The sequence below is a fragment of the Paenibacillus sp. FSL M7-0134 genome (genome assembly GCF_038007865.1).
Lineage (GTDB): Bacteria > Bacillota > Bacilli > Paenibacillales > Paenibacillaceae > Paenibacillus > Paenibacillus polymyxa_B.
Map to the genome: position 1 here is coordinate 1,664,368 of NZ_JBBOXV010000001.1, position 21,432 is coordinate 1,685,799.

A 21,432-nucleotide genomic window follows, 5' to 3' on the forward strand; every position below is an offset into this window, starting at 1 on the left:
TCCGAATTATGGCCGGAAGGGAGAGATCGTAGTACGTGCCTAAGGGATGGAAATTTGAATATATAAGCTAAGGAGAGGGGTAAGTCGAGATGCAGTTAAATAGAAATGTTGGAAACTTCGAGCAAACGGTGAATTGTAACGCTGGTTACCTGGAGGTTACAAAATGAAGAAGTTATTGTCGTGTTTGATCTCGTTGAGTATGCTTGTTTATATATTGCCGACCATGATTGTAAGCGCTAACAATGATGGAGTTACTAATCTAGCGCTTGATTCAACACCGTCTGCCCAATCGGATATTATTTCAGATGCTGTTTACAAAATTACTGCACAGCATAGCGGAAAAAGCCTGGAAGTTGAAGGGGGATCAAAGGATGACGGAGCGAATGTTCAACAATGGACCGATAACGGAAAGGAGCAACAGAAGTGGAGAGTGGTTGACGTCGGTGGTGGATATTATAAGCTGATCTCGCAATCTAGTGGCAAAGCATTGGATGTAGCCGGTGGTAATACCCATGACGGAGCGAACGTTCAACAATGGACAGACAATGGGAACGCTCAGCAAAAATGGAAAATCATTGACGTTGGTGGTGGATATTATAAGCTGATCTCGCAATCTAGTGGTAAAGCATTGGATGTTGTCGGTGGTTATACCCATGACGGTGCAAACGTTCAACAATGGGCCGACAACGGTAGCGCTCAGCAAAGGTGGAGATTCACACAGATTGATACGACAACAGATACGACACCTCCAACCGCCCCAACAAACCTCCAAAGCTCATCCAAGACGAGCACATCTGTCACTCTTACATGGACGACCTCAATAGACAATGTAGGTGTAACTGGCTACGTTATTTATAACGGAACAGATCTGGTAGGCACGAGCACCACAACAAGTTATACAGTGACGGGTCTCACTGCGAACACATCCTACAACTTCACTGTAAAAGCGAAAGATGCAGCAGGCAATATTTCGGAACCAAGTAATGTCTTAAAAGTAACAACAAGTTCCGACTCCTCTCAAAATACAGGATTTTATGTTAAAGGTACGACGCTTTATGATGGCAACGGAAATCCCTTTGTCATGAGAGGAGTTAATCACGCTTACACTTGGTACAAAGGTCAAGAGTCGGTTGCGATACCTGCAATTGCCCAAACCGGAGCGAACACGATTAGAATCGTGCTGTCTGACGGTCAACAATGGACGAAAGATGATTTGTCAGCGTTGCAAAACCTGATCACTTTATCAGAACAAAACAAATTGGTTGTTATCCTTGAAGTACATGATGGTACGGGAAATGATAATGCTGCTGTGTTGAATAAAATCGCAGATTACTGGATTGAAATGAAAAGTGCACTGATTGGAAAAGAAAATACAGTCATTCTCAACATCGCGAATGAATGGTTTGGTACTTGGGATGGGAACGGCTGGGCACAGGGGTATAAATCAGTTATTCCAAAGCTAAGAAATGCTGGCATCAAAAATACCATTATGGTTGACGCCGCTGGGTGGGGGCAATATCCGAAGTCGATTTTTGACTACGGAACGCAAGTGTTTGATGCCGATCCGCTTAAAAATACGATGTTCTCCATTCATATGTACGAATACGCTGGGGGAAATGCCGAAACAGTAAAAAGCAATATTGACAATGTATTAAACAAAAATCTAGCTCTCATCATTGGAGAATTCGGAATCAAGCATACAAATGGTGATGTTGACGAGGCCACCATTATGAGTTATGCCCAACAAAAAGGTGTAGGTTATCTTGGATGGTCTTGGAAAGGAAATGGATCAGGTCTAGAATATTTGGATATGTCAAACGACTGGGCAGGATCGAGCTATACTGAACAAGGACATGCCATTATTGAAGGTCCGAATGGCATCAGAGCAACATCCAAGTTAAGCACGATTTATAGCAACGGTAAACAGTAAAAGATTCATATTGTTTTAGTAACGGCCTTTTCTCGAAATTCTAATGGGAAAGGTCGTTTAGTTTGTTCTGGAATCGTAAGCAAAAGCATGTACAAATACATAGGAGCAAGGAATAGGAAAAATATACTAGAATATCAAAGGAGGTCATAGTAAAATATGACTATAAGTCTGTTGAGTTAGTGAAAATGACGGTTCAAAATTATCCGCTTGGTAAGCGGGAAGGTGGCACTTTCAAACTCACCAGTCAGCAAGAGGAGGAACCTATGAAGGATTTTGACGTAACCAAAGCCAAGTATGATCCAAAACAGGAAGAACAGGTGAAAAAGGGATTTTTCAATAAGGTAAAGTCCACGGCTGGAAAAGTTCCCTTTGTGAAGGATGCGGTGGCTATGTACTATTGTGCGATAGATCCTGAAACGCCTCTGTATGCCAAAGGGGTAGCATTCGGAGCCTTAGCGTATTTTATTTCTCCATTAGATGCTATATCAGATGTTATTCCAATGTTGGGTTTTACAGATGATGCGGGGATTGTGCTGGCAGCTTTGAAAGTGTTGGACATGCATATCAAGCCTGTCCATCGGGAGAAGGCGAGCGAATTTTTTTCTTAAGAGATGCAATGAGCGGGGGAGCTAAGGAATGGACAGATATACACCTACAGCGAGGGAACGCTGGCAGATGAAACAGAGTGAGCCACAGCCGCAGGGCTGGGTGCTCGCTCTATTTGGCTGGATTTTTGCAGGTTTGGGGTTCGTATTTAGTTTTTTTGTCGTTGGAGGCTTGTTGGGGATCATAGGTCTTGTTTTCGGAATTTTGACTAAAAAGATGGAACAAAGAGACACGCAGGGGATCTTCATTATCGTAATCAGCTCCGTAGCTATTGGCATCGGCCTATTGATTTTTATGATTTTTTTTGCACAAGGTTTTGTAGAAGGTCTGAGAGAAGGGTATAATGAGCATTATTAGGTCAGGGAGGTAACAGCATTGAGCGTCATTATTTCACAGCAGATCTCGGCAACGGGCGTGAAGGAATATACGAAGGTGATGAAAACATTTGATTCCCAGTTTACACCTTTGGTTGGACAGAAAATTAGGGATACGGCATTTGGCGATATGCAATATTACGATGTCGAGGACGTATTTATTGATCTAGCGGAGAATGAATATTGGGTAATTCTACCTGCCGTTTTGCTGCATTCTGATGATATTGAGGATATACGAGACGCTGTGCGTGAGTATCGTTCACACGGTTGGGAATGTACGAAACCTCTGTAAATGCATACCACTTAGGCATCTATACGGAAACGTCTTTCTTTTGCGAGATAGGCGTTTTTTTGTGTATTTGTGTATAAACTATTTCTAATGATTGGCATGAAAAGAAAGAATTTATGCTGAAAATGCGCAAATTGTATCATTTTTTATCATAAAACGACAAGTTGGGAAATGAAAACGGCCTTAATGTGTTATACTTAGTATATCAAAGGACAAGAGTCTAAAACGACCGGTAAGGCCCTTTCTTTGAAGAGCCTCTGAAAGGTTCAACGTTTATCCAAAATAAATGGTCAAAAGGAAAAGGGGAAATGCTAACGTGAGAGTGAATTTGAAATTTACTAACAAAGGGCAAGTTGCAGTTGAGAAGTTCAACAATGAGGAGCTTATCGAAATCTTTACCCGCTACATTAAAACGTTAAGCAAGAAGTATGATATCTCGGTTACCGTACCGGAGGATCTGAATGAGCAGATCTTGGAAGAGGGTACCGTGAAGGTCGTGTTGGATAAGATTAATTGTGACATGGACGCTTTTTTCAAGGAGCTGAGCCGGGATATCAAGGTGCCGCTGGTCAAAAGATTGGGTACCAAACTGGATAACGTATTTAAGACCGAGGTTGTGGAGCAGGAACAGAACTAAGAATAAGGATCAAGCGAGTCCGAATGAGGATTCGCCATATGAAATGATAAAACCTCCCGAATGGGGCGCCTGGCTAGGCCATGTGCTCGTTCGGGAGGTTTTATATGTTTAAACTACTCTATTCAGCATGAAAACATGCATGGCATGTCTGTCCCTTTTAACGTGTTGTTGTGGAAGTAGGGCGCAGTTGGGCTAAATCAAACGAAGGTACCAGCCCTGCCTGCGCAGCGCGACCAAGCAAAGCTTCGATGGCGGCATATCCGCTGTCGCCCAGATTGGCGGTAAAATCGTTTACGTAAAGGTCGATATGCGATTGGGCGACATCGGGTGAAAGTTCCTGCGCATGAGACAATACATATTCACGCGAAGCTTCAGGATGCTTCCAAGCATATTCGACAGAGGCGCGTATCCAGTTTGTGATCGCATCCAGATCCAGCGTACGGCGGGCAATGATAGCTCCGAGCGGGATCGGCAGCCCTGTATCTTCTTCCCACCAGTTCCCCAGATCGACTTGCTTACTAAGTCCGTAGGACGGATACGTGAACCGTGCTTCATGAATAACCAGTCCGGCATCTATCTCCCCGTCACGGACAGCAGGCATGATTTGGTCGAACGGCATCACGACGATCTCGCCGACACCCCCAGGCACATGCTTGGCTGCCCACAGGCGGAACAGCAGATAGGCAGTGGAACGTTCACTCGGAACGGCTACACGCTTGCCAGACAGGGCTTCCGGGCCTTCGATCGTGGAACCTTCCCTGGTCAGCACGAGCGGCCCACAACCCCGGCCCAGTGCGCCCCCGCAAGGCAACAGGGCATATTCATCTAGCACCCAAGGGAGTGCAGCATACGAAATTTTCATGATATCGAGTCCGTCTGGTGTGATCGCCAGATTGTTGGTGATGTCGATATCGGCAAATGTAATGTCCAGCGCGGGTGCGCCCGGAATCAATCCATGCGCCAGGGCATGGAAGACAAAAGTGTCGTTAGGACAAGGTGAAAAAGCAATTTGCATCTATATAACCTCCGTTAATGTAGAAAATGCGGCTTCCAACGCTTGCAAAGCCTCTTTGATCCGCCAGGCTACACGGTCACGTGGACCGACAGCATTGGAAATCGTACGGATTTCCATCGTCGGCAGTTCCAGCCTATTTGCCGCCACGGCTACGCCGTAGCCTTCCATCGCTTCGGCAGCGGCTCCGGGAACGCGCTTGGCCAGTCGTTCCGCTGTTGCCGCCGTACCGGTGGCCGTGGAGACGGTCAGGATCGGCCCCGCGACAGCTGTCTGTCCAACGGCACGCAACGCCTGAACGAATCGCTGCGCGGTGGCAACATTCACGGCAATTCGGCTTGAGCCGAAACCCAGCTCGTCCACGCTGCTGAAGCCCTCTGCCGTCTCGGCACCCAGGTCGGCGGCAATGATCGCGTCAGCAACAACGACGCTTTCCAGTTCAGCGACCTCCACGAAGCCGCCACCAATTCCGGCGCTGATAACCAGTCGGTAGTCACCAGCCGCCGCCAGTGCTAGCGCGGTTGAAGCCGCTGCGGACGGTGCGCCCACGCCAGCCAGCTCGACCACAAAACGGGTATCGCCTTTCAGGCCCCGCAGTACAGCTTCCCGTTCGCCTTCAACCGCGGTCATAACCAGGATGCGTCCATCTGATGTTGTATGCTCCATCGGTTGATTCCCCTTTAAATTTAGGTAATATGCTCCCTTATCATACTGCTTTTCGAAACGATGTTCAAAAAAAGTCGACAAAAAAAGCGCTCTGAGGCGCTTTTTGGAAAAACTGCAGGATTCAGCAGATATGAAAATCGGTAATTGTAACATAAAACAATTCTAATCTGGAAGAACAGCGCAGGCATAGCATATAATAATTATATCGGCTGATCCTTCGTGATTAACTGAAACATGGTAATATTGCGGTCATAATGGCTTGGGGTTCCATCTTGATTGCGCACCCGAATCATCTCGCTACTGAATAACTCGATATATCCACAGCCAATCTCACAGTATACACCTGTAGGGTCCTCTTGCCAGACCGAAACGAGGTGTTGAGATAGCGCCGCGGTGAAAAATTCGATGTTTTTTTGCAGTACGCGTGGCGTTTTCTTGGGTTCCATAACGTAAATCCTCCCTATATCATGCCATTTGAAAATCAGCAATTGAACGTGGCTTCTAAGTGGTTACTACACATCATAATGAACATAAACAACTGAAAAAGGAACGGTTCGTCAATCTACTCTATGAAACAGACGTAAACACTGTACCGCTTAATGCTATTTTTGTAAAGCATCCGATTGACCTTTTCAAACATCCAGTTTGTGTTTACACACATTTTACATTGCGTTTACACTGCTGTGATGCTAGTGCGTTTCATCTAATAGTACAATAAAGGGTAACTATACTGCATGAATTGATGGAGGCCATATGTTGATAGAGAGTCAGAATAAGGATAAAGCCGGGTCAGAACGTTACTTTAACCGAGATTTAAGCTGGATTGAATTTAATCGCCGTGTGCTTCAGGAAGCTCAGGATGCAGATACACCGTTGCTGGAGAGAGCCAAATTTTTGGCGATTGTATCTAGCAATTTGGATGAGTTTATGGCTGTACGTGTTGCAGAGACGCGCGAGAAGATCAAGGCGGGTTTTATGCAAAAGGATTTTACGGGATATACCCCCTCCGGTTTGTACAAACGCCTGATCAAGCGTACCGTCTCGATGGTATCGGAACAATACCGGACCTATCGTGATATTTCTCGCCTCTTGACGAAAAAGGGTCTTTTACTGCTCGAATATGAAGGCTTAAATACGACACAGCGCAAGTCGCTGGATGCATATTTTCATGAAATTATATTTCCGGTGCTCACGCCGATGGCGGTCGATCAGAGCCGTCCTTTTCCACTCGTTCACAATAAATACGTATATTTAGCGGTCGTCTTGAGACGTCCCGGGGATACAGAGGAGGATAAACCACTTTTTGCCATTGTGCAGGTGCCTTCGAATATTCCACGTGTTGTTACGGTGCCTTTGCGGTCGAACAGCAAGAAGAAATCATTTATTTTAATTGAGGAACTAATCAAGCATCACATTCAAACGCTGTTCACCGGATATGTTCCGGAGGCGGTTCATGCCTTTCGTGTTACGCGTAACTCCGATTTGTCCATTAATGAAGAAGAGATCGAAGATTTGCTCGAAGAGATTGAAAAAGAGCTGCGTCGAAGACGACGGGGGGCGCCGGTAAGACTGGAAGTAGAAAAAGGGATTCATCCCTATGCCCTGATGGAGCTTCAACGCGAATTCAAGCTGTTCGATCATGTGTTTGAGATGGACGGGCCGTTGGATCTGACGTTTTTGTCGTCTTTTGCCGATCATTTGGAGGGGTATTCGCATTTGAAATTTCCGGCAATCAAACCACTGTATCCGGAAGAACTGCCCCCGCAAGAGGATATTTTCAACGTGCTTCGCAAACGGGACGTGCTCGTGTACCATCCGTATGAATCATTCGATGCGGTAACTGATTTTATCATTGAGGCATCAGAGGACCCGGATGTGATGGCAATCAAAATGACCCTGTACCGTGTCAACGGGGAATCGAAGCTGATTCCGGCATTGGCACGTGCGGCCGAATCGGGCAAGCAGGTAACGGTGGTGGTGGAGCTGAAAGCCCGTTTTGACGAGGAACGTAATATTGCCTGGGCGCGTACGCTTGAAAAAGCAGGCTGTCACGTAGTGTATGGGCTGGTTGGCTTGAAGACGCACGCCAAAATCATTCTTGTCATACGCCATGAGCGCAACGCACTCAAACGATATGTGCACGTAGGCACAGGCAATTATAATGAAAGCACGGCGCGCGTGTATACAGATATCGGATTGTTTACGTCGGATCCGGTACTTGGCGAGGATGCCTCCGAACTGTTTAATGAAATTACGGGATTCTCTGCGCTCAAGACTTTGCAAGCTTTTACGGTGGCTCCAACGGGAATGAAGAACAAGCTGTTTGAACTCATCCGTAGGGAAGCTGAGCAAGCATTGGCAGGTAAGCCCGCCCGGATTATTGCCAAGATCAACTCCTTATCCAATCAGGAGATGATCGATGAACTATATGCGGCTTCCCAAGCAGGTGTGAAGATTGATCTTATCATTAGAGGGGTCTGCTGTTTGCGTCCGGGTGTGGAAGGATTCAGCGAGAACATACGTGTCATCAGTATTGTAGACCGCTTCCTGGAACATTCCAGATTGTTTTATTTTGAAAATGGAGGCAATTCCGAGTTGTTTCTGTCCAGTGCGGATTGGATGACGCGAAATTTGACCCGCCGAATTGAACTGATGTGCCCGATTTATGATGACGGGATCAAAGAAATGCTGGCAGATATTCTGCATTTATCGTTAAGAGATAATGTGAAGGCACGCCAGCTTATGCCTAACGGCAGCTATCAATTTGTGTCCAGAAACGACAAAGAGGCTCCCATCAGGAGCCAATCTGAAGCGATGAAGGTTAGAAATTGGAAGAAGGTAGAATGGACCACGACAATGTAAGATTCCATGCCTTTTGGAAATCCTTGGCAACTGATTCCAGCTCCCGTTGTTCTAATATGGGTTCACTCTTGCTTTCCAGACGAAGATGCAGTGCATCATCCCCTGTAGTGGGATTGATGCTGCTAATCATTCCGGACTCACTCCGATCCATGCCAATCGCGAGCTGGAGCAGCGAGCCGAGCCGATGTACACGTTCCTCGTCGGAAGGCTCCAAAATATCCGCATGTGTGCGTAGCAAACGGGGTGTCCGGTTCTTGGGATGGTAATCCGCGATCAACGCGGCTAGTACCGTTTCCCTATGGGATAAACCGCCAATGCCTGCATGTAAGATCCAGAATACGGAATTCTGGCGGAAATGATAGTAATTCAAGGCAGCTCCCGTTTTGTAAAGAGTTGCTGCGGTCAGTAACAAGCGTTTGTCCATAGCAGCTGAGGTTCCGCTAGCTAATGTGTCATAGAGCCGGACGGCGTACTCGTTAACTCGCTTGACATGCGCTTCGCTAACCGGGACAGCAAACGAAAGGATATTGCGAATGGATGTGATAAGCGGATTAGCTACCACGGGCTGTTCAGCGTTGACCAGCTCATGAAATAGGCCGTCTCGCAGACCCGCTCCACTGACCAAATACGCGGAGCCTTGAGCAGCTTCAAATATCGTTTTCAATATAATAAGACCCGGTACAATGATGTCGGCTCTGTCCTTGGACAGGCCGGCTGTTTTTTTGCGTTTTTCATAGGGCAGATGGGGCAGACTTCCATAGAAGTAATTGACATCTTCTATCGTCATTTCGTAATGGTGCGTCACAGGAAGTGAGTAATCCAATCGTTTCTGATTGATTTTAGCCAAAGTACGCAGGGTTCCACCTAGCCCGATGAATGGCAGACCCGGATTGGAGAAGATCCAATCATGATTTTGCAGGGAAGAACGGACAAAGCTCTCCATTTCCTCAATCTGCTGAGGAGACCATTCGCCATTCTTGACCTCACGTCCAAAGCGCCAATTCATATTGACGGCGCCAAAGGGAAATGACACAGTATGCAGTCGTTCTCGATCGCGGAACAACGTAATTTCGGTACTGCCACCCCCGATGTCAATAATGATTCCGTCACTCACATTCATAGTGTTCACTACTCCCAGAAAACCGGCATAGCCTTCTTGCTCTCCGCTCAGTATTTCCAGTGTTAAATTTGTCTCCTCCGCGATCCATTGGACGATTTCGTCCGAATTCGTGGCATTGCGGATGGCTGCTGTTGCTGCTGCACGCATACGGACAACCCCGTGCATATGGCATACCGCCATAAATTGGCGCAGCAATGGAGCGATGCTTCGAATCGCCTCTCGTTCCATACGGCCGTTGGCCCCAACCTTTTCGCTCAGTCGGGCAGCTTCTTTGCATTCCTGCACAATTCGATAGGCTCCTGTCTCTGTCATTTCATAGATCACCAGACGTATGGAGTTTGAGCCAATGTCCATGATGCCAATTTTGCTATTCATGAGTTGACCTCCTTGTTGAAAAAAACGATTTGCCGGTAATTTCCGCTGCTCCGTGCAAATGGTAGTAGATTATTGTCATTGTACCAGTGATGTTCGGTGCATGCTACCGTTCGCCATGATCTTGTCGAAATAGACACATGCCACCGACAATCATCCAAGAATAGAACCTTCCTGTTGAGTATGTATAAGTATACCTGACGGCGAAAGGAGAGGGTTAGATGAGACAACTTGCAAGCAAATGGCTAAAGACGAAGGCGCTGCTGCACCATCCACATACCGCCGTTTATATACCGGAAACCTGTCTATATAGTGAAGATCAATTGCGCATGATGCTGCGGCGGCATGCTTTTGTATTTATAAAACCTGTAAAAGGAGGCGGAGGAATCGGAGTCATGCGTGTGGCAAAGGAGCGTAGAGGATACGCCTGTACGCGTATGGAGCATACACATCGGTTCAGTCATTTTAGAGCACTTGTATTCGGAATCAATAAGCTCCGAATCCAACGTCCATATCTCATTCAACAAGGCATCCAACTGGCAAGTATTCAAGGTAGACCTGTCGACTATCGAGTCAAAGTCGTGAAGGAAGGGCAGAGATGGGATTTTCGTGCGGTGGTTGCACGTCATGCTCGTCCCGGACTGGTCATTACAAATCTGTGCAAAGGGGGAACTTTGCTGAAGGGAACAGAGGCGCTTCGGATGATATATCCCCGGCGGCTTGCTATTCAAAAGCGGCGAGAAATCATTCAACTTACACAGCGCTGTATTCCTGTACTGGAAAGAAGATTTCCTGGGATCGGACAACTGGGATTTGATTACGGGCTTGATCAGAGTGGACGGGTATGGATTTTAGAGGTTAATACAAGACCTCAATAAATTTCTGATTTCTTTAAAAAAATTCCAATATAATCTATTAACAAGACGCTAAATATAATATATTTATATAAATAATAAAAATATTTTTTTTGTGTTCGAGCGTCAAAATTCTGTGTATAAATATTGTCCACATTATCCCCTGTCACACATATGGGTTAACGACACTTACCAACAATTTATACACAGGATTTCCACAATTGACTGTGGATAACAGAACGCTTGTTCCGATTTTGGTATTTTGATAGAATAGATTTTGAAATAAAAGGAAAGGTTGTGTCGAGGATGGCTATGCTGACGGATGAAATGCTTTTGGATTCCTATCAGATGGCAATCGAGCTTAAACTTGAATGTGACTTCATTGCACTGTTGCTGGCTGAGATTCACAAAAGAAAGTTAGAGATGAATACAGCCGTAGTCCTTCATTAGACCGGACAAGCTCTCGTACTGCGACTGTGAAGTCATTCAGGGTTCGGATGACTTTACGGACAATCACTGCAACGAATAGGCACACCGTAAAAAAGGGTATTTCACTCCAAAGATTCAAATTTGGAGTAAAATACCCTTTTTTGTCATAGTCTAAACTAGACTACAATTTCATGTTACTGCTGTGACCAGGAGATAACTTGGCATCTGGATCTACATAGACCTTGGCGTTGTTGACTGCCGTAGGAGCTTCACCAAAGCCGACCGCAATCAGCTTGAGCTTGCCTGGATAGGTCGTAATGTCCCCAGCGGCGAAAATGCCGGGAATATTAGTTTCCTGGCGAGAATCGACCACGATAGAGTTACTTTCGATTTCAATTCCCCATTCAGCAATTGGGCCAAGTGTGGATACAAATCCAAAGTTAACGATCACATCGTCCACTTCGATTTCCTGTGTTTCTTTGGTTTTTACATGAGCAAGAGTGACTTTCGTAATTGTGTCTTCTCCATGCAATTCTGTAATTTCCGTTGGTGTAATAACGTTTACTTTGGAAGCGAGGAGGTTTTCGACACTGTGTTCATGCGCACGGAATTTGTCACGGCGGTGAATCAATGTAACCTGTTCTGCAATCGGTTCCAGCATAAGTGCCCAGTCTACAGCAGAGTCACCACCACCGCTAATTAGCACTTTTCGGCCTGCAAATTTGCTCAGGTCGCTGACAAAGTAATGCAGGTTCGTTTTTTCAAAACGTTCGGCACCTGGAAGCTCCAGTCTGCGCGGCTCGAAAGCACCCACACCAGCGGTAATAATAACCGCTTTACCATGATACTCGCCACCTTTGTCTGTTTTTACGATGAAGTGGCGTTCTTCCTTTTTCTCTAATGATACGACTTTCTCTTCTAGCTGCACCTCTGGATTAAAGTGGTTCATTTGTTGAACCAAATTGTTAACCAGTTCCTGTGCAGTCACTTTAGGAAAGCCAGCGACGTCATAGATATATTTTTCAGGATAAAGGGCTGCAAGCTGGCCGCCCAGTTGGGGCATACTTTCAATTAAGGTGACGGACGCCTGACGCATTCCCCCGTAAAAAGCGGCGAAAATACCGGCTGGACCGCCTCCGATAATAATCAGATCGCGGATTTCCGCACCTGTGGATTGAGCTGTCACTCTAAAACACCTCCGAAAGGGATAGTATGGGATTTGTAGATATTGAATCAGCCGCATAGAGGTTCAGATAGCCGCCGAACGCATGATTCACTGTTTATCATTATAAACTGCTGGGTTCCGCTTGCAAAGTTAAAGCGGTTAATATTTGATGAAGACTTTTCTGTGAGTATAAATTAACCGTTTTGAGAGAACAGCTGTGAATAATTAATGATTATGTATATCGGAAGGGGTAGAAGCATGAGCAGTATTCCCAAAATTGTCATTGTGGGCGCCGGATATGGCGGTATATTGACGGCTCAGCAATTGCAAAAGGAGCTCAAGCACAATGAGGCGGATGTCACACTGATCAATCGACATGATTACCACTATATTACGACACATCTTCATATGCCTGCGGCAGGTACGGATACGATTGAGCATTCAAGGATTCCGATTGCCCAGCTAATCGATGAGTTCAAGGTGGATTTAGTCAAAGGAACGGTTAAGGAAATCATACCGAAGGAGAAAAAAATCGTGCTGGAGGATGGATCACTCTCCTATGACTATTTGGTCATTGGATTAGGCGGCGAGCCAGAAACATTCGGTATTCCGGGAATGGATAAGTTCGCGCTGACGATTCGCAGTATTAACTCGGTTCGCCTGATTCGTGAGCATATTGAATACCAGCTGGCCCTGTATAAAAATGACGGTAAACCAGGTCGCCTCAATTTCGTCGTAGGAGGCGCTGGTTTTAGCGGCATTGAGTTTGTAGCAGAATTGGCGGATCGATTGCCACAGCTGGCCAGAGCCTATGACATCGATTTTAACCGGATTCAAATCATTAACGTCGAGGCAGCTCCTACGGCGCTGCCAGGGTTCGATCCTGAGCTGGTGGAGTATGCGATGAACGTCCTTAAGCATAAAGGGGTCACCTTCCGCATTGGAATTCCGATTAAGGAATGCTTGCAGGATGGTGTAATCGTTGGTGAGGGGGAGAAAATCGAAGCGTGCACGGTGGTCTGGACGGGAGGGATCCGTGGGAACGGATTAATCGAGAAAGCCGGATTCGAAGTGATGCGCGGAAGGGTGAAAATCGACGATTTTCTGCGTGCACCGGGCCACGATGATATTTTTATTATCGGGGACAGCTCCCTGATGTTTAATCCTGAAGGACGCCCTTATCCACCGACTGCCCAAATTGCGATGCAGCAAGGGGTTCTTTGTGCCAAGAATCTGGCCGCTACTCTTCGCAAAAAGGAGCTGCACAAGTTCATATTTTCCAACAAAGGGACGGTTGCTTCTCTTGGAAAAGGGGAAGCCGTCGCCGTGGTGGGCAAACGCAAAATAAAAGGTTGGGTGGCCGCACAATTGAAAAAAATTGTGGATCTCCGCTATCTGTTCATCATTGGCGGAATTCCACTGGTACTGAAAAAAGGACGGTTTTTCTAAGGCCAAAAGGTTTCCATGACTCCTCTAAAGGAGCTTGGAGACCTTTTTTATTTAGGTGAACAAAAAAAGATATTGACTCATAACTATTAGACGACGTATAGTATGATTACTAATTACAGAGGGGGAGCTTCACATTGAATTCTGATTTTAACATCAATGCTGATCCCAGGAAAATAAATTTATTGACTGAAAAGTTTCCAAATGTGGATTCCCGATCGTTGAATACGTTAGTACTTTTCGTGCAGACAGCTCACGAGGTGTACAATGGGGTGTCTTCCAGACTGTCTGAGTATGGGGTATCTATTGGAAATCTTAAAATTCTAATGCCTTTGTATTTGTATGACCGTTCATTAACTCCGTCCGAGTTGGCTGAGTATTCCGGAGTTACACGTTCAACAGTAACCAGCGTAATTGACAAGCTGGAACGGGACGGGATCATCCGAAGAAGTACGCTAACGGATCGACGTATGACCGCGATTTCTTTGACTGATGAAGGAAAACAGTTAATGACGGAAAGAATTCCACTGTTCATTCAGCTTTTTTCGGATTTGATGAATGAATTTACGCAGGAGGATCATGATCTTTTTGCAACACTCTTACAGAAGCTTTCCTCAGGTGTTGAACGGATAAAACAGGAATAATCAAATTTCCCGGCTTAAATAGTTAGACGTCGTACTATCAGGCTCCTTATTTGTTTTTGACTATTATTTTTAACTATCATTGGCTAAATCATCATGAAGGAGAGTTTATTGTAATGAACAAAAAGATCATCGTGTACGTTTTACTTGTTGTCGCGTTAGGTACCGGGGGTACGCTAATGGCAATGAGCGGCAAGGATGCTGTGAGTATGGCAGCCCAACAAAAAAATACACTGCTTACGGCAGATACCGTGAATGTTGCTTTTCAGGGCGTAGGGGGAAGAGTAAACACGATTGAGGTGAAGGAAGAACAACAGGTGAAAAAAGGGGATGTGCTCATGACCCTCGATCCTGTAGACCTTGATTTGCAAATTGAGAAATTAAAAACGGATATCGCACAGGCTGATGTGAAAATAAAACAGGCTAAAGACGGGTTGCAAAATCAGTCGGAGAAAATTTCGAATTCAGAAAAACAGGGGCAATTGGACATTCAAGCCGCGCAAGCGGGAGAGTCCTTATTAAACCAAGGCACACGTGCGGAGGATATTGTAAGACAAAAGCTGGCTATTGAAGCAGCACAGCAATCGTTGGACGCAGCTCTGACAGGAGTAGAGACAGCCAAAAGAAATGCGGAAATCGCACAAAAAACAGTATCATCCAGACAACAGGCTCTGGACTTGGCTAAAGTGAATTACAACCGTATCAAAGCGTTATATGATGCCGGAGCTGGAACCAAAGCAGAACTGGATAACGCCAAAAACCAACTGGATAATGCCCAAATCGCGTTAGATACAGCTAAGGATCAGGTTGAAATTGCCAATAACCAGATTACAGCGGCTAGCAAACAATCGGACATTGCTAAAAATGGGATCGCTCAGCAGCAAACCGCTTTGGATAAAATGGAGGCTGGCGCGACTGCTGAGGAACGCCAGCAGGCTCGTATCAAAACAGAAAAAGCCAAGGAAGCCTTGACTCAAACCTCGCAAACACGAAAAGATGTTAAGAATAGCGAATACAATGTGGATCTTCTGGCTCAACAAAAGCAGGCATTGAGTGTTCAACTCAAAACTTTGGAATTGCAGCGCGGACGTATGGTGCTGAAGGCATCTACAGATGGTAAGGTGGCACGTATTGTACCTAAAATGGGAGAGATCGTTTCTACGGGGGCAACGGGCGCCGTTATTGAAACCAATCAGCTATACTACGATATTTATGTGGGCGAGGATTCCATATCACAGTTTAAAGCTGGGGGAAATGTGACTTCGCACGTTGTAGCTTTAGATAAAGATGTCCAAGGCAAGGTGAGGTACATTACTTCTGCCCCTCAGTATACCAACATGAGAATGAGTCGGGACAAAGGTCTGTCGGATATCAGCTCCTTCCAAATACGGGTGGATGTCCAGCGAACATCTGAATTATTACCTGGAATGACGGTAGAGGTTGTGACGAAATGAAGGCGTTTATAGAAGAATGGAAGCTGATGATCAGCGGCAAAATGGTTTTTATTATGCTGCTCGTTCCTATCGTTGTAGCTGTTGCCTTTGGATTTGTTTTTAAAAATAATCAGCTTAACGATGCCTCTGTAGCTGTAGTCGATTTAGATCATAGCAGTTATAGCCGACAGCTTATTAATAAATTAGATGCATCGCAGTATATTGATGTACGCCATGTGCAAGAGAACGAAACCGATCCGAATTTACTTTTATATAATGAAAAGTTTTTTGCGGTGATTTACCTTCCAGCTGGGTTGGAGGAAAATAGGATTAAAGGAGTTCAGAGCAACATCGGTTTTTATGTAGATAATACGGTAGGTCAGGCTACTGGAAATCTACGCTCGGCAGTCACAGAGATCATGGCGACGGAAAATGCGATGCTGGCTGGTGGTGGATTAAAGGGTATGGGAATGAGTGACAGTCAGGTTACAGGGCTTACTTCCAATATGCTGCTTCAGCAGCGCCTGTTATATAATCCTACCAATGCTACTTTGATGACCTCGGTTATGGGGTTCATTAATACGGTCATGATTTCACTGATTGGTGCTACTGTACTGACAATTGTCCCGCGATTGCGGGAGCAAGGAAGATTAAAAGAGGAGCTTCAGCATTCGTATAGCTTGATTCTTAGGGTGTTGCCGTATGCGTTAGTAGGATGTGTGTCCTTTTACCTGTCCATTGGTTTGCTCAAGCAAATTGGCGGACTACGCTTTGAAGCGAATGTATGGCAGCTCAGTATTCCATTTCTCCTGTACACGATTACGTTGGGTTTGTTTGCGATGGCTTTAGGGTGGAATGCGGCCAATCCTGGAAAAGCTTCCCCACGCCTCATGCTAATTATACTGCCTTCGTTTTTACTGAGCGGCGCTCAATTGCCAGTGGCTATGCTGCCTCCATCGCTGCAATATATAAGTAACATTCTCCCATTGACCTGGCATTTCAAGTTTTTAAGAGGTATGGGCTTTAAAGGTGGAAGCTTAAAATATTTTATTCCCGAATTGGGGGGATTTTTGATCTTACTAAGTGGTTTGCTGCTTATTATCTTTATCCTGATCGCTTTGGAGAAAAGAAAGCTGGCGCATCAAGATATATAAAAAAGGATTCCGTCGTCCCGAAAGTGGGAGTTCGCGGAATCCTTGATTGTATGTTGCGACATAGTTCCGACGCTTATGGTTTACAGCTTCAACATGTCTTCAAATGTCTCTTCATTTAACACACTGCCGACATAGAAGGAGCCGAATTCACCGTAACGGGCACTGACTTCATCAAAACGCATTTCGTAGATTAGCTTCTTGAACTGAAGTGCGTCATCGGAGAACAGTGTTACGCCCCATTCCCAATCGTCAAAGCCGACGGAACCGGAAATAATTTGCTTTACTTTGCCAGCATAGCTGCGTCCAATTAAACCGTGGCTGCGCATCAAGGTGCGACGCTCGTCCATCGAAAGCATATACCAGTTGTCGTCCAGGTCACGTTTTTTGTTCATTGGATAGAAACAAATATAACGGGCCTTGTTTAATACAGGCTTCAAGCGTGCGACGATTTGTGGATTTTGCATTGGATCTTCATCTTTGCTCAAATAATTACTTAGTTCCACCACACTCACATAAGAATAGGTTTTGGTTGTATATTTGGCGAAGGTTGTTTTGTTAAAATCATTTTCCAGTTTATTGAGGTCTTCCAGCGTTTCGCGCAGGTGCATCATGACAAAATCAGCCTTTTGTCCGACAACAGTATAGACAGCTGAACTGCCCAGACCCGCTTCCTCGGTAACGTTCCATTCCTTCATAAACTCTTGAAGCTCGTCCAGTGCTCCGGCGCGCTCTTCATCGTCTGCGGTCTTCCATGCTGTCCAGTTGATGGACCGGAAATCGTGAAGCGCATACCAGCCTTCCAGTGTGGAGGCTACTTCGTTGGGAGTTGCTGGGGTTTGTTGAGGTTGATGTTGACTCACGATCTACACTCCTTTACGTCTGTAAATGATAATCAGCTTAGCCGAAATATGTGTACTTCCTTATATCATTCCTGTATCCAATACGTGATGCTTAACCATTATATTGTAGCTCAAAGTAAAGCTTTTCACCAATGAAAGAAGTGTGAAGAATTTTATTTTTACCATGATACAGGTCACAAAGTCTTAAAATAGTTAGTATTCTCGAAAAAAGTAGAAGTCAGACGAATACGGCTGCCAAAAAGGAGAACAATTGCCCTTATTTTGTTGGTCCCACGAGAAGGCAAGTATGATAGAATAGAAAAACATCTTGGAGACCGTTATGTCAGGAAAGGAAGAATGTTGGAATGCGGATGAAAAACCTGCTGCACTATACTGAGAACCACCGCTACTGCGTTTATCGGGAATTTGGCTTGAGCGCACTGGATGAATTGATGCTGGGAAGCGTCTATCAGCCGATGGTAGGCGCATTTGCGGTCAGTCTGTATCGACTGTTGTTCCAGCATGTGCCAGTCGGACAAATCGGTTATTCGCCGTTGGAACAGCAGCGTCGCCTTTTTCTGACACTGGGACTGGAGCCGAGTGAGAAGGGACGCAAGTATTTGATTGAACAGACCTCCAAGCTGGAGGCCGTCGGTCTGTTACAGACGTCCAGGCTGTATGCACCCGAAACGGACGACTATATGTATGAATATGAGATGCAGCCGCCGCTCGCACCTGCTGAATTTTTCAGAACGCAGCATCTCACCCTTTTGTTGAGAGACAAAATCGGTAAGTTTGCAGTGCTTTCTCTGAGAGAATCGTTGTGGAGTAGGGAATCTAGCGAATGGTCGCAATCTTCCTATAATAAAGAAAATATTTCGATTCCTTTCTACGAGTTATTTGAATTGAATACCCATGTTATAGATTACGAACTGGAACAGGCGCTGTCCGAGGTGTCCACTAGCCGTCAGACTGGACCACTAGCGTCAGAATCGGAGGAAGCATTGAATTATGCAGATATTATTCTCCGTTTTCCGCGTGAATCTGCCAATCGCAAGCACGTGGAGCGTCTCCGGTTTGAACACGAGCAGTTAGGCATGGTCAATTACGTTGTTCGCAAATTTGACCTTTCTGTACAGGATATTAGTCGCTTGCTGGATGAGGATGGTATTTTTACCGAAGCAGGCGACTTGTTGCTTGACGAGCTTCAGCTTCGGGCTAGTCAGCACTCCAGACAGGATCGGAAGCGTCAGGAGGAACAGCAGGTACAGGCCGCCAAAGTGGTCGCCTTGCGCCAAAGAGAAGCTTCCACACCTGAAGAGCCGCCTGCAGAACAGGCTGTGGAAATGGAATTTTATGTGGAGGTTCCACCACAATTCACAGCCAAGTGTGACATTCACCAATATAATATGATGTTGCGCAACGAGCCTTATCGCCGTTTGCTGCAAACCTTTTTCCCCGGCACGGTTCCCGGTAACCTGCTGGATATATTTGAGAAAATTGATATCAGCTATAAGCTGCCCGGTGAAGTCATCAATGTGCTGATCCATTATTTGATGTCACTGCTCGTATCGGGGAGCGATCAGCGAATTAACCGAAACTTTGTCGAGGCCGTTGCTTCCAACATGCTGCTTAAGCAGGTAAACACTTACGAAAAAGCCGTTCAATATATAAGGGATCAAGCCAAGGTAAAAGGAAAACAGTCCTCTGCTTCTCCTTCCGGCGGCCGATCCCGCGCATATGCCAAAAATAACGGGCCAGCCAAGCCATCCATTCCAATCGTTCAGGATCACCCTTCCGAGGAGTCTGTATCTGAGGAAGAATTGGATGAACTGATGCGTCTGGCCGAACGAATGCAATCCGGAAAACAGAAAAAAGTCTAGTGGATTTTAGGTTTTATAAAACTATTAAGCGAAGCCAATTCAAATAGATGTCGACTTTATGCCGGTCAGTAGCGGAGCGGATGGAATCGTTCTGGAGAAGCGATAGCGTTCGCCTTTGCCACCGGATTTTCACCTTTAAATTTCTATTACGATAGAAAAAATCTGGTGGCAACAGCGATCGTAAGAATGATCCATCCGCGAAGCGTCTCCCCCCATAACTCTGCACATTTTAGAAAGGAGGAGCGTTCTTGGAATCACTGGGCGATTTGCTACAGCAGATGCAGAACCCTTCGTTTCGCCAGCGCACTCGCAATGTAGCCGATCAAGTTCTAAATGATCCGCTCGTGCAGGAGTTTTGTGCTGCGCATCCTGATGTGGACGAAACACAATTGCGACTCAACATGAGCATGCTCTTTCAGTATGCCCGGGATCGTCGAAATTGCGACAATTGTCCGGGGCTGGAACGGTGTCCTAACGATTTTCAGGGCCACTTTTGTAAGCTGGGCGTGGAATATCCGAATGGAACAGCCGAAATCGTGGACATTCGGACCCCATGTGCGAAGTTGGTTGCTTCCCAACATGAACAACGGGTGCGTCAGAGAATTAAAAGCTTTTATGTGGATGAACGGGCACTTCTGGAGGGATATAACGCTCTTGAGATTGCGCGCAAAGATTCACAACGTATGCCTGCCGTCACACAGCTATTCCGTTACATTGAAGAAACGAAAAGTCAGGGTCTATCCAAAAAAGGACTGTATCTGGAAGGTACGTTTGGTACGGGTAAAACTTTTTTGATGGGCTATCTATTGCACGAGCTGGCTCTGTCGGGTCTGAACGGTGTGATCGTGTATATGCCTGATTTTGTGGAGGACTTAAAGTCCATGATTCAGGATGGACAGAAGCTGAAGGAAACGACCGAAATGCTCAAAAATTGTGATCTGCTCGTATTTGACGATATTGGTGCCGAAAATTTAAGCCCGTGGGTACGGGACCATGTGATGGGTTCCATTTTGAATTACCGAATGAACCGCAAACCTACTTTTTATACTTCCAATTATTCGTTGCAGGGGCTGGAGAAGCATCTCAGCTTTACGAGCAAGGACGGAGAGGAAATGTACAAAGGACAACGCTTGATGGACCGGATTCGTCCTTTTGTAGATGTCATTACCGTAAAGGGAAAAAATCAGCGGGGGTAAGCGTTTATCCGTCTGCTATTTTGATATCTTACAATTAAAAGACTATTGTGATATAATTAAAAGGTGTCGAAACAGACATTACAGGTTATAATAATCTTGACTTTTCTATAAAGGAGGAACATACAATGGCAATTGTTAACGTGTCCGATCAATCCTTCAACGCAGAAGTCGAAGGCACAGGAACCGTTTTGGTTGATTTTTGGGCGCCATGGTGCGGTCCTTGCAAAATGATCGCTCCCATTCTGGAGGATCTGTCCACAGAAGTTGGCGACAGCGTCAAAATCGCGAAGGTGAACGTGGATGAAAATCCAGAGTCTGCTTCCCGTTTCGGCGTGATGAGTATTCCTACCCTGATCGTTTTCAAAGACGGACAGCCTGTTGATAAAGTGGTAGGTCTGAACTCCAAAGAAGCGCTGAAAAGCATGCTTACTAAACACCAATAATCATCGCATGTGACCCATGCTCCCGCGGGGGCTTGGTGGAGCGGCCATGAAAGGTCAATGCCTCCGGTTGTAAATACCGGG

At 45.7% G+C, this 21,432-nt stretch carries 21 protein-coding genes; 15 read left to right on the top strand and 6 right to left on the bottom strand.

Features of this window, described 5'->3' with window-relative positions; translation table 11 throughout:
- Positions 1–163: 163 nt before the first annotated feature.
- The 5 genes from NSQ58_RS07395 (at position 164) to NSQ58_RS07415 (ending at position 3,836) form a co-directional block, all read left to right on the top strand.
- Entirely contained in the window at positions 164–1,930 is a 1,767-nt protein-coding gene (locus tag NSQ58_RS07395) for an RICIN domain-containing protein (protein ID WP_081376921.1), read from the top strand.
- A 263-nt stretch (positions 1,931–2,193) separates the two neighbouring features.
- On the top strand, positions 2,194–2,538 hold the full coding sequence (locus tag NSQ58_RS07400; protein WP_048481562.1) for a YkvA family protein: 345 nt from the start codon (positions 2,194–2,196) through the stop codon (positions 2,536–2,538).
- 28 nt (positions 2,539–2,566) lie between these two features.
- Positions 2,567–2,893, top strand: a complete 327-nt coding sequence (locus tag NSQ58_RS07405) for a hypothetical protein (RefSeq protein ID WP_023990166.1) — start codon at positions 2,567–2,569, stop codon at positions 2,891–2,893.
- 18 nt (positions 2,894–2,911) lie between these two features.
- A complete protein-coding gene (locus NSQ58_RS07410; RefSeq protein ID WP_013311821.1) occupies positions 2,912–3,202 on the top strand; it encodes a hypothetical protein in 291 nt (96 codons plus the stop codon).
- Between the two features lie 313 nt (positions 3,203–3,515).
- Positions 3,516–3,836 (top strand): hypothetical protein, encoded by a 321-nt coding sequence (locus NSQ58_RS07415; protein WP_023990165.1) that lies wholly within the window; start codon positions 3,516–3,518, stop codon positions 3,834–3,836.
- Positions 3,837–3,993: 157 nt separating this feature from the next.
- On the opposite strand, the gene NSQ58_RS07420 is transcribed toward NSQ58_RS07415, so the two are convergent.
- The 3 genes from NSQ58_RS07420 to NSQ58_RS07430 form a co-directional block, all read right to left on the bottom strand.
- Positions 3,994–4,851: a 1,4-dihydroxy-6-naphthoate synthase gene (locus NSQ58_RS07420; RefSeq protein WP_069080302.1), complete on the bottom strand. Its 858-nt coding sequence runs from the start codon at positions 4,849–4,851 to the stop codon at positions 3,994–3,996.
- The gene (locus NSQ58_RS07425) at positions 4,852–5,514 is read right to left on the bottom strand and encodes a futalosine hydrolase (RefSeq protein WP_069080303.1); all 663 of its coding nucleotides are present in this window, start codon (positions 5,512–5,514) and stop codon (positions 4,852–4,854) included. It abuts the gene before it with no gap.
- Positions 5,515–5,714: 200 nt separating this feature from the next.
- Positions 5,715–5,960, bottom strand: coding sequence for a hypothetical protein (locus tag NSQ58_RS07430; protein ID WP_007431922.1), 246 nt, complete (start codon positions 5,958–5,960; stop codon positions 5,715–5,717).
- A gap of 307 nt (positions 5,961–6,267) precedes the next feature.
- Here NSQ58_RS07430 and ppk1 point away from each other — a divergent pair, with 307 nt between their 5' ends.
- Positions 6,268–8,376, top strand: a complete 2,109-nt coding sequence (gene ppk1 / locus NSQ58_RS07435) for a polyphosphate kinase 1 (RefSeq protein WP_023990162.1) — start codon at positions 6,268–6,270, stop codon at positions 8,374–8,376.
- On the opposite strand, the gene NSQ58_RS07440 is transcribed toward ppk1, so the two are convergent.
- Positions 8,336–9,871 carry a Ppx/GppA phosphatase family protein gene (locus NSQ58_RS07440; RefSeq protein WP_069080304.1) on the bottom strand — a complete coding sequence of 512 codons (1,536 nt, stop codon included), beginning with the start codon at positions 9,869–9,871 and terminating at the stop codon, positions 8,336–8,338. The genes ppk1 and NSQ58_RS07440 overlap by 41 nt on opposite strands.
- Before the next feature lie 218 nt (positions 9,872–10,089).
- Here NSQ58_RS07440 and NSQ58_RS07445 point away from each other — a divergent pair, with 218 nt between their 5' ends.
- The gene (locus tag NSQ58_RS07445) at positions 10,090–10,746 is read left to right on the top strand and encodes a YheC/YheD family protein (protein WP_023990160.1); all 657 of its coding nucleotides are present in this window, start codon (positions 10,090–10,092) and stop codon (positions 10,744–10,746) included.
- A 282-nt stretch (positions 10,747–11,028) separates the two neighbouring features.
- The gene (locus tag NSQ58_RS07450) at positions 11,029–11,172 is read left to right on the top strand and encodes a sporulation histidine kinase inhibitor Sda (protein ID WP_023990158.1); all 144 of its coding nucleotides are present in this window, start codon (positions 11,029–11,031) and stop codon (positions 11,170–11,172) included.
- A gap of 160 nt (positions 11,173–11,332) precedes the next feature.
- Here the strand turns inward: NSQ58_RS07450 and NSQ58_RS07455 are convergent, their stop codons facing one another.
- Positions 11,333–12,337, bottom strand: a complete 1,005-nt coding sequence (locus tag NSQ58_RS07455; RefSeq protein WP_023990157.1) for an NAD(P)/FAD-dependent oxidoreductase — start codon at positions 12,335–12,337, stop codon at positions 11,333–11,335.
- Between the two features lie 237 nt (positions 12,338–12,574).
- Here NSQ58_RS07455 and NSQ58_RS07460 point away from each other — a divergent pair, with 237 nt between their 5' ends.
- The 4 genes from NSQ58_RS07460 to NSQ58_RS07475 all read left to right on the top strand — a co-directional run bounded on the left by NSQ58_RS07460 (position 12,575) and on the right by NSQ58_RS07475 (position 16,990).
- Positions 12,575–13,765, top strand: coding sequence for an NAD(P)/FAD-dependent oxidoreductase (locus NSQ58_RS07460; RefSeq protein ID WP_023990156.1), 1,191 nt, complete (start codon positions 12,575–12,577; stop codon positions 13,763–13,765).
- A gap of 134 nt (positions 13,766–13,899) precedes the next feature.
- Positions 13,900–14,406: a MarR family winged helix-turn-helix transcriptional regulator gene (locus tag NSQ58_RS07465; RefSeq protein WP_069080305.1), complete on the top strand. Its 507-nt coding sequence runs from the start codon at positions 13,900–13,902 to the stop codon at positions 14,404–14,406.
- A gap of 113 nt (positions 14,407–14,519) precedes the next feature.
- The gene (locus tag NSQ58_RS07470) at positions 14,520–15,857 is read left to right on the top strand and encodes an HlyD family secretion protein (RefSeq protein WP_069080306.1); all 1,338 of its coding nucleotides are present in this window, start codon (positions 14,520–14,522) and stop codon (positions 15,855–15,857) included.
- Positions 15,854–16,990, top strand: a complete 1,137-nt coding sequence (locus tag NSQ58_RS07475; RefSeq protein WP_341057109.1) for an ABC transporter permease — start codon at positions 15,854–15,856, stop codon at positions 16,988–16,990. Before NSQ58_RS07470 ends, NSQ58_RS07475 begins: the two co-directional genes overlap by 4 nt.
- Before the next feature lie 80 nt (positions 16,991–17,070).
- Here the strand turns inward: NSQ58_RS07475 and hemQ are convergent, their stop codons facing one another.
- The gene (gene hemQ, locus NSQ58_RS07480; protein ID WP_023990152.1) at positions 17,071–17,850 is read right to left on the bottom strand and encodes a hydrogen peroxide-dependent heme synthase; all 780 of its coding nucleotides are present in this window, start codon (positions 17,848–17,850) and stop codon (positions 17,071–17,073) included.
- Positions 17,851–18,194: 344 nt separating this feature from the next.
- Between hemQ and NSQ58_RS07485 the strand changes: the two genes are divergently transcribed.
- From NSQ58_RS07485 to trxA, 3 genes are all read left to right on the top strand, one after another.
- Positions 18,195–19,712 (top strand): DnaD domain protein, encoded by a 1,518-nt coding sequence (locus tag NSQ58_RS07485; RefSeq protein ID WP_069080307.1) that lies wholly within the window; start codon positions 18,195–18,197, stop codon positions 19,710–19,712.
- 248 nt (positions 19,713–19,960) lie between these two features.
- Entirely contained in the window at positions 19,961–20,908 is a 948-nt protein-coding gene (dnaI, locus tag NSQ58_RS07490; RefSeq protein ID WP_025724035.1) for a primosomal protein DnaI, read from the top strand.
- Between the two features lie 125 nt (positions 20,909–21,033).
- Complete coding sequence (trxA, locus tag NSQ58_RS07495; RefSeq protein WP_010347861.1) at positions 21,034–21,351, top strand: thioredoxin; 318 nt, start codon at positions 21,034–21,036, stop codon at positions 21,349–21,351.
- Positions 21,352–21,432: the final 81 nt, after the last annotated feature.

What these genes read in the sequence shown, in the direction of transcription:
- NSQ58_RS07425 (WP_069080303.1), bottom strand. Translation starts at nt 5,514, where the DNA reads ATGGAGCATACAACATCAGATGGACGCATCCTGGTTATGACCGCGGTT.
- NSQ58_RS07440 (WP_069080304.1), bottom strand. Translation starts at nt 9,871, where the DNA reads ATGAATAGCAAAATTGGCATCATGGACATTGGCTCAAACTCCATACGT.
- NSQ58_RS07475 (WP_341057109.1), top strand. Translation starts at nt 15,854, where the DNA reads ATGAAGGCGTTTATAGAAGAATGGAAGCTGATGATCAGCGGCAAAATG.
- NSQ58_RS07430 (WP_007431922.1), bottom strand. Translation starts at nt 5,960, where the DNA reads ATGGAACCCAAGAAAACGCCACGCGTACTGCAAAAAAACATCGAATTT.
- ppk1 (WP_023990162.1), top strand. Translation starts at nt 6,268, where the DNA reads ATGTTGATAGAGAGTCAGAATAAGGATAAAGCCGGGTCAGAACGTTAC.
- NSQ58_RS07485 (WP_069080307.1), top strand. Translation starts at nt 18,195, where the DNA reads ATGCGGATGAAAAACCTGCTGCACTATACTGAGAACCACCGCTACTGC.
- NSQ58_RS07420 (WP_069080302.1), bottom strand. Translation starts at nt 4,851, where the DNA reads ATGCAAATTGCTTTTTCACCTTGTCCTAACGACACTTTTGTCTTCCAT.
- NSQ58_RS07470 (WP_069080306.1), top strand. Translation starts at nt 14,520, where the DNA reads ATGAACAAAAAGATCATCGTGTACGTTTTACTTGTTGTCGCGTTAGGT.
- NSQ58_RS07395 (WP_081376921.1), top strand. Translation starts at nt 164, where the DNA reads ATGAAGAAGTTATTGTCGTGTTTGATCTCGTTGAGTATGCTTGTTTAT.
- trxA (WP_010347861.1), top strand. Translation starts at nt 21,034, where the DNA reads ATGGCAATTGTTAACGTGTCCGATCAATCCTTCAACGCAGAAGTCGAA.
- NSQ58_RS07450 (WP_023990158.1), top strand. Translation starts at nt 11,029, where the DNA reads ATGGCTATGCTGACGGATGAAATGCTTTTGGATTCCTATCAGATGGCA.
- NSQ58_RS07460 (WP_023990156.1), top strand. Translation starts at nt 12,575, where the DNA reads ATGAGCAGTATTCCCAAAATTGTCATTGTGGGCGCCGGATATGGCGGT.
- NSQ58_RS07405 (WP_023990166.1), top strand. Translation starts at nt 2,567, where the DNA reads ATGGACAGATATACACCTACAGCGAGGGAACGCTGGCAGATGAAACAG.
- NSQ58_RS07400 (WP_048481562.1), top strand. Translation starts at nt 2,194, where the DNA reads ATGAAGGATTTTGACGTAACCAAAGCCAAGTATGATCCAAAACAGGAA.
- NSQ58_RS07445 (WP_023990160.1), top strand. Translation starts at nt 10,090, where the DNA reads ATGAGACAACTTGCAAGCAAATGGCTAAAGACGAAGGCGCTGCTGCAC.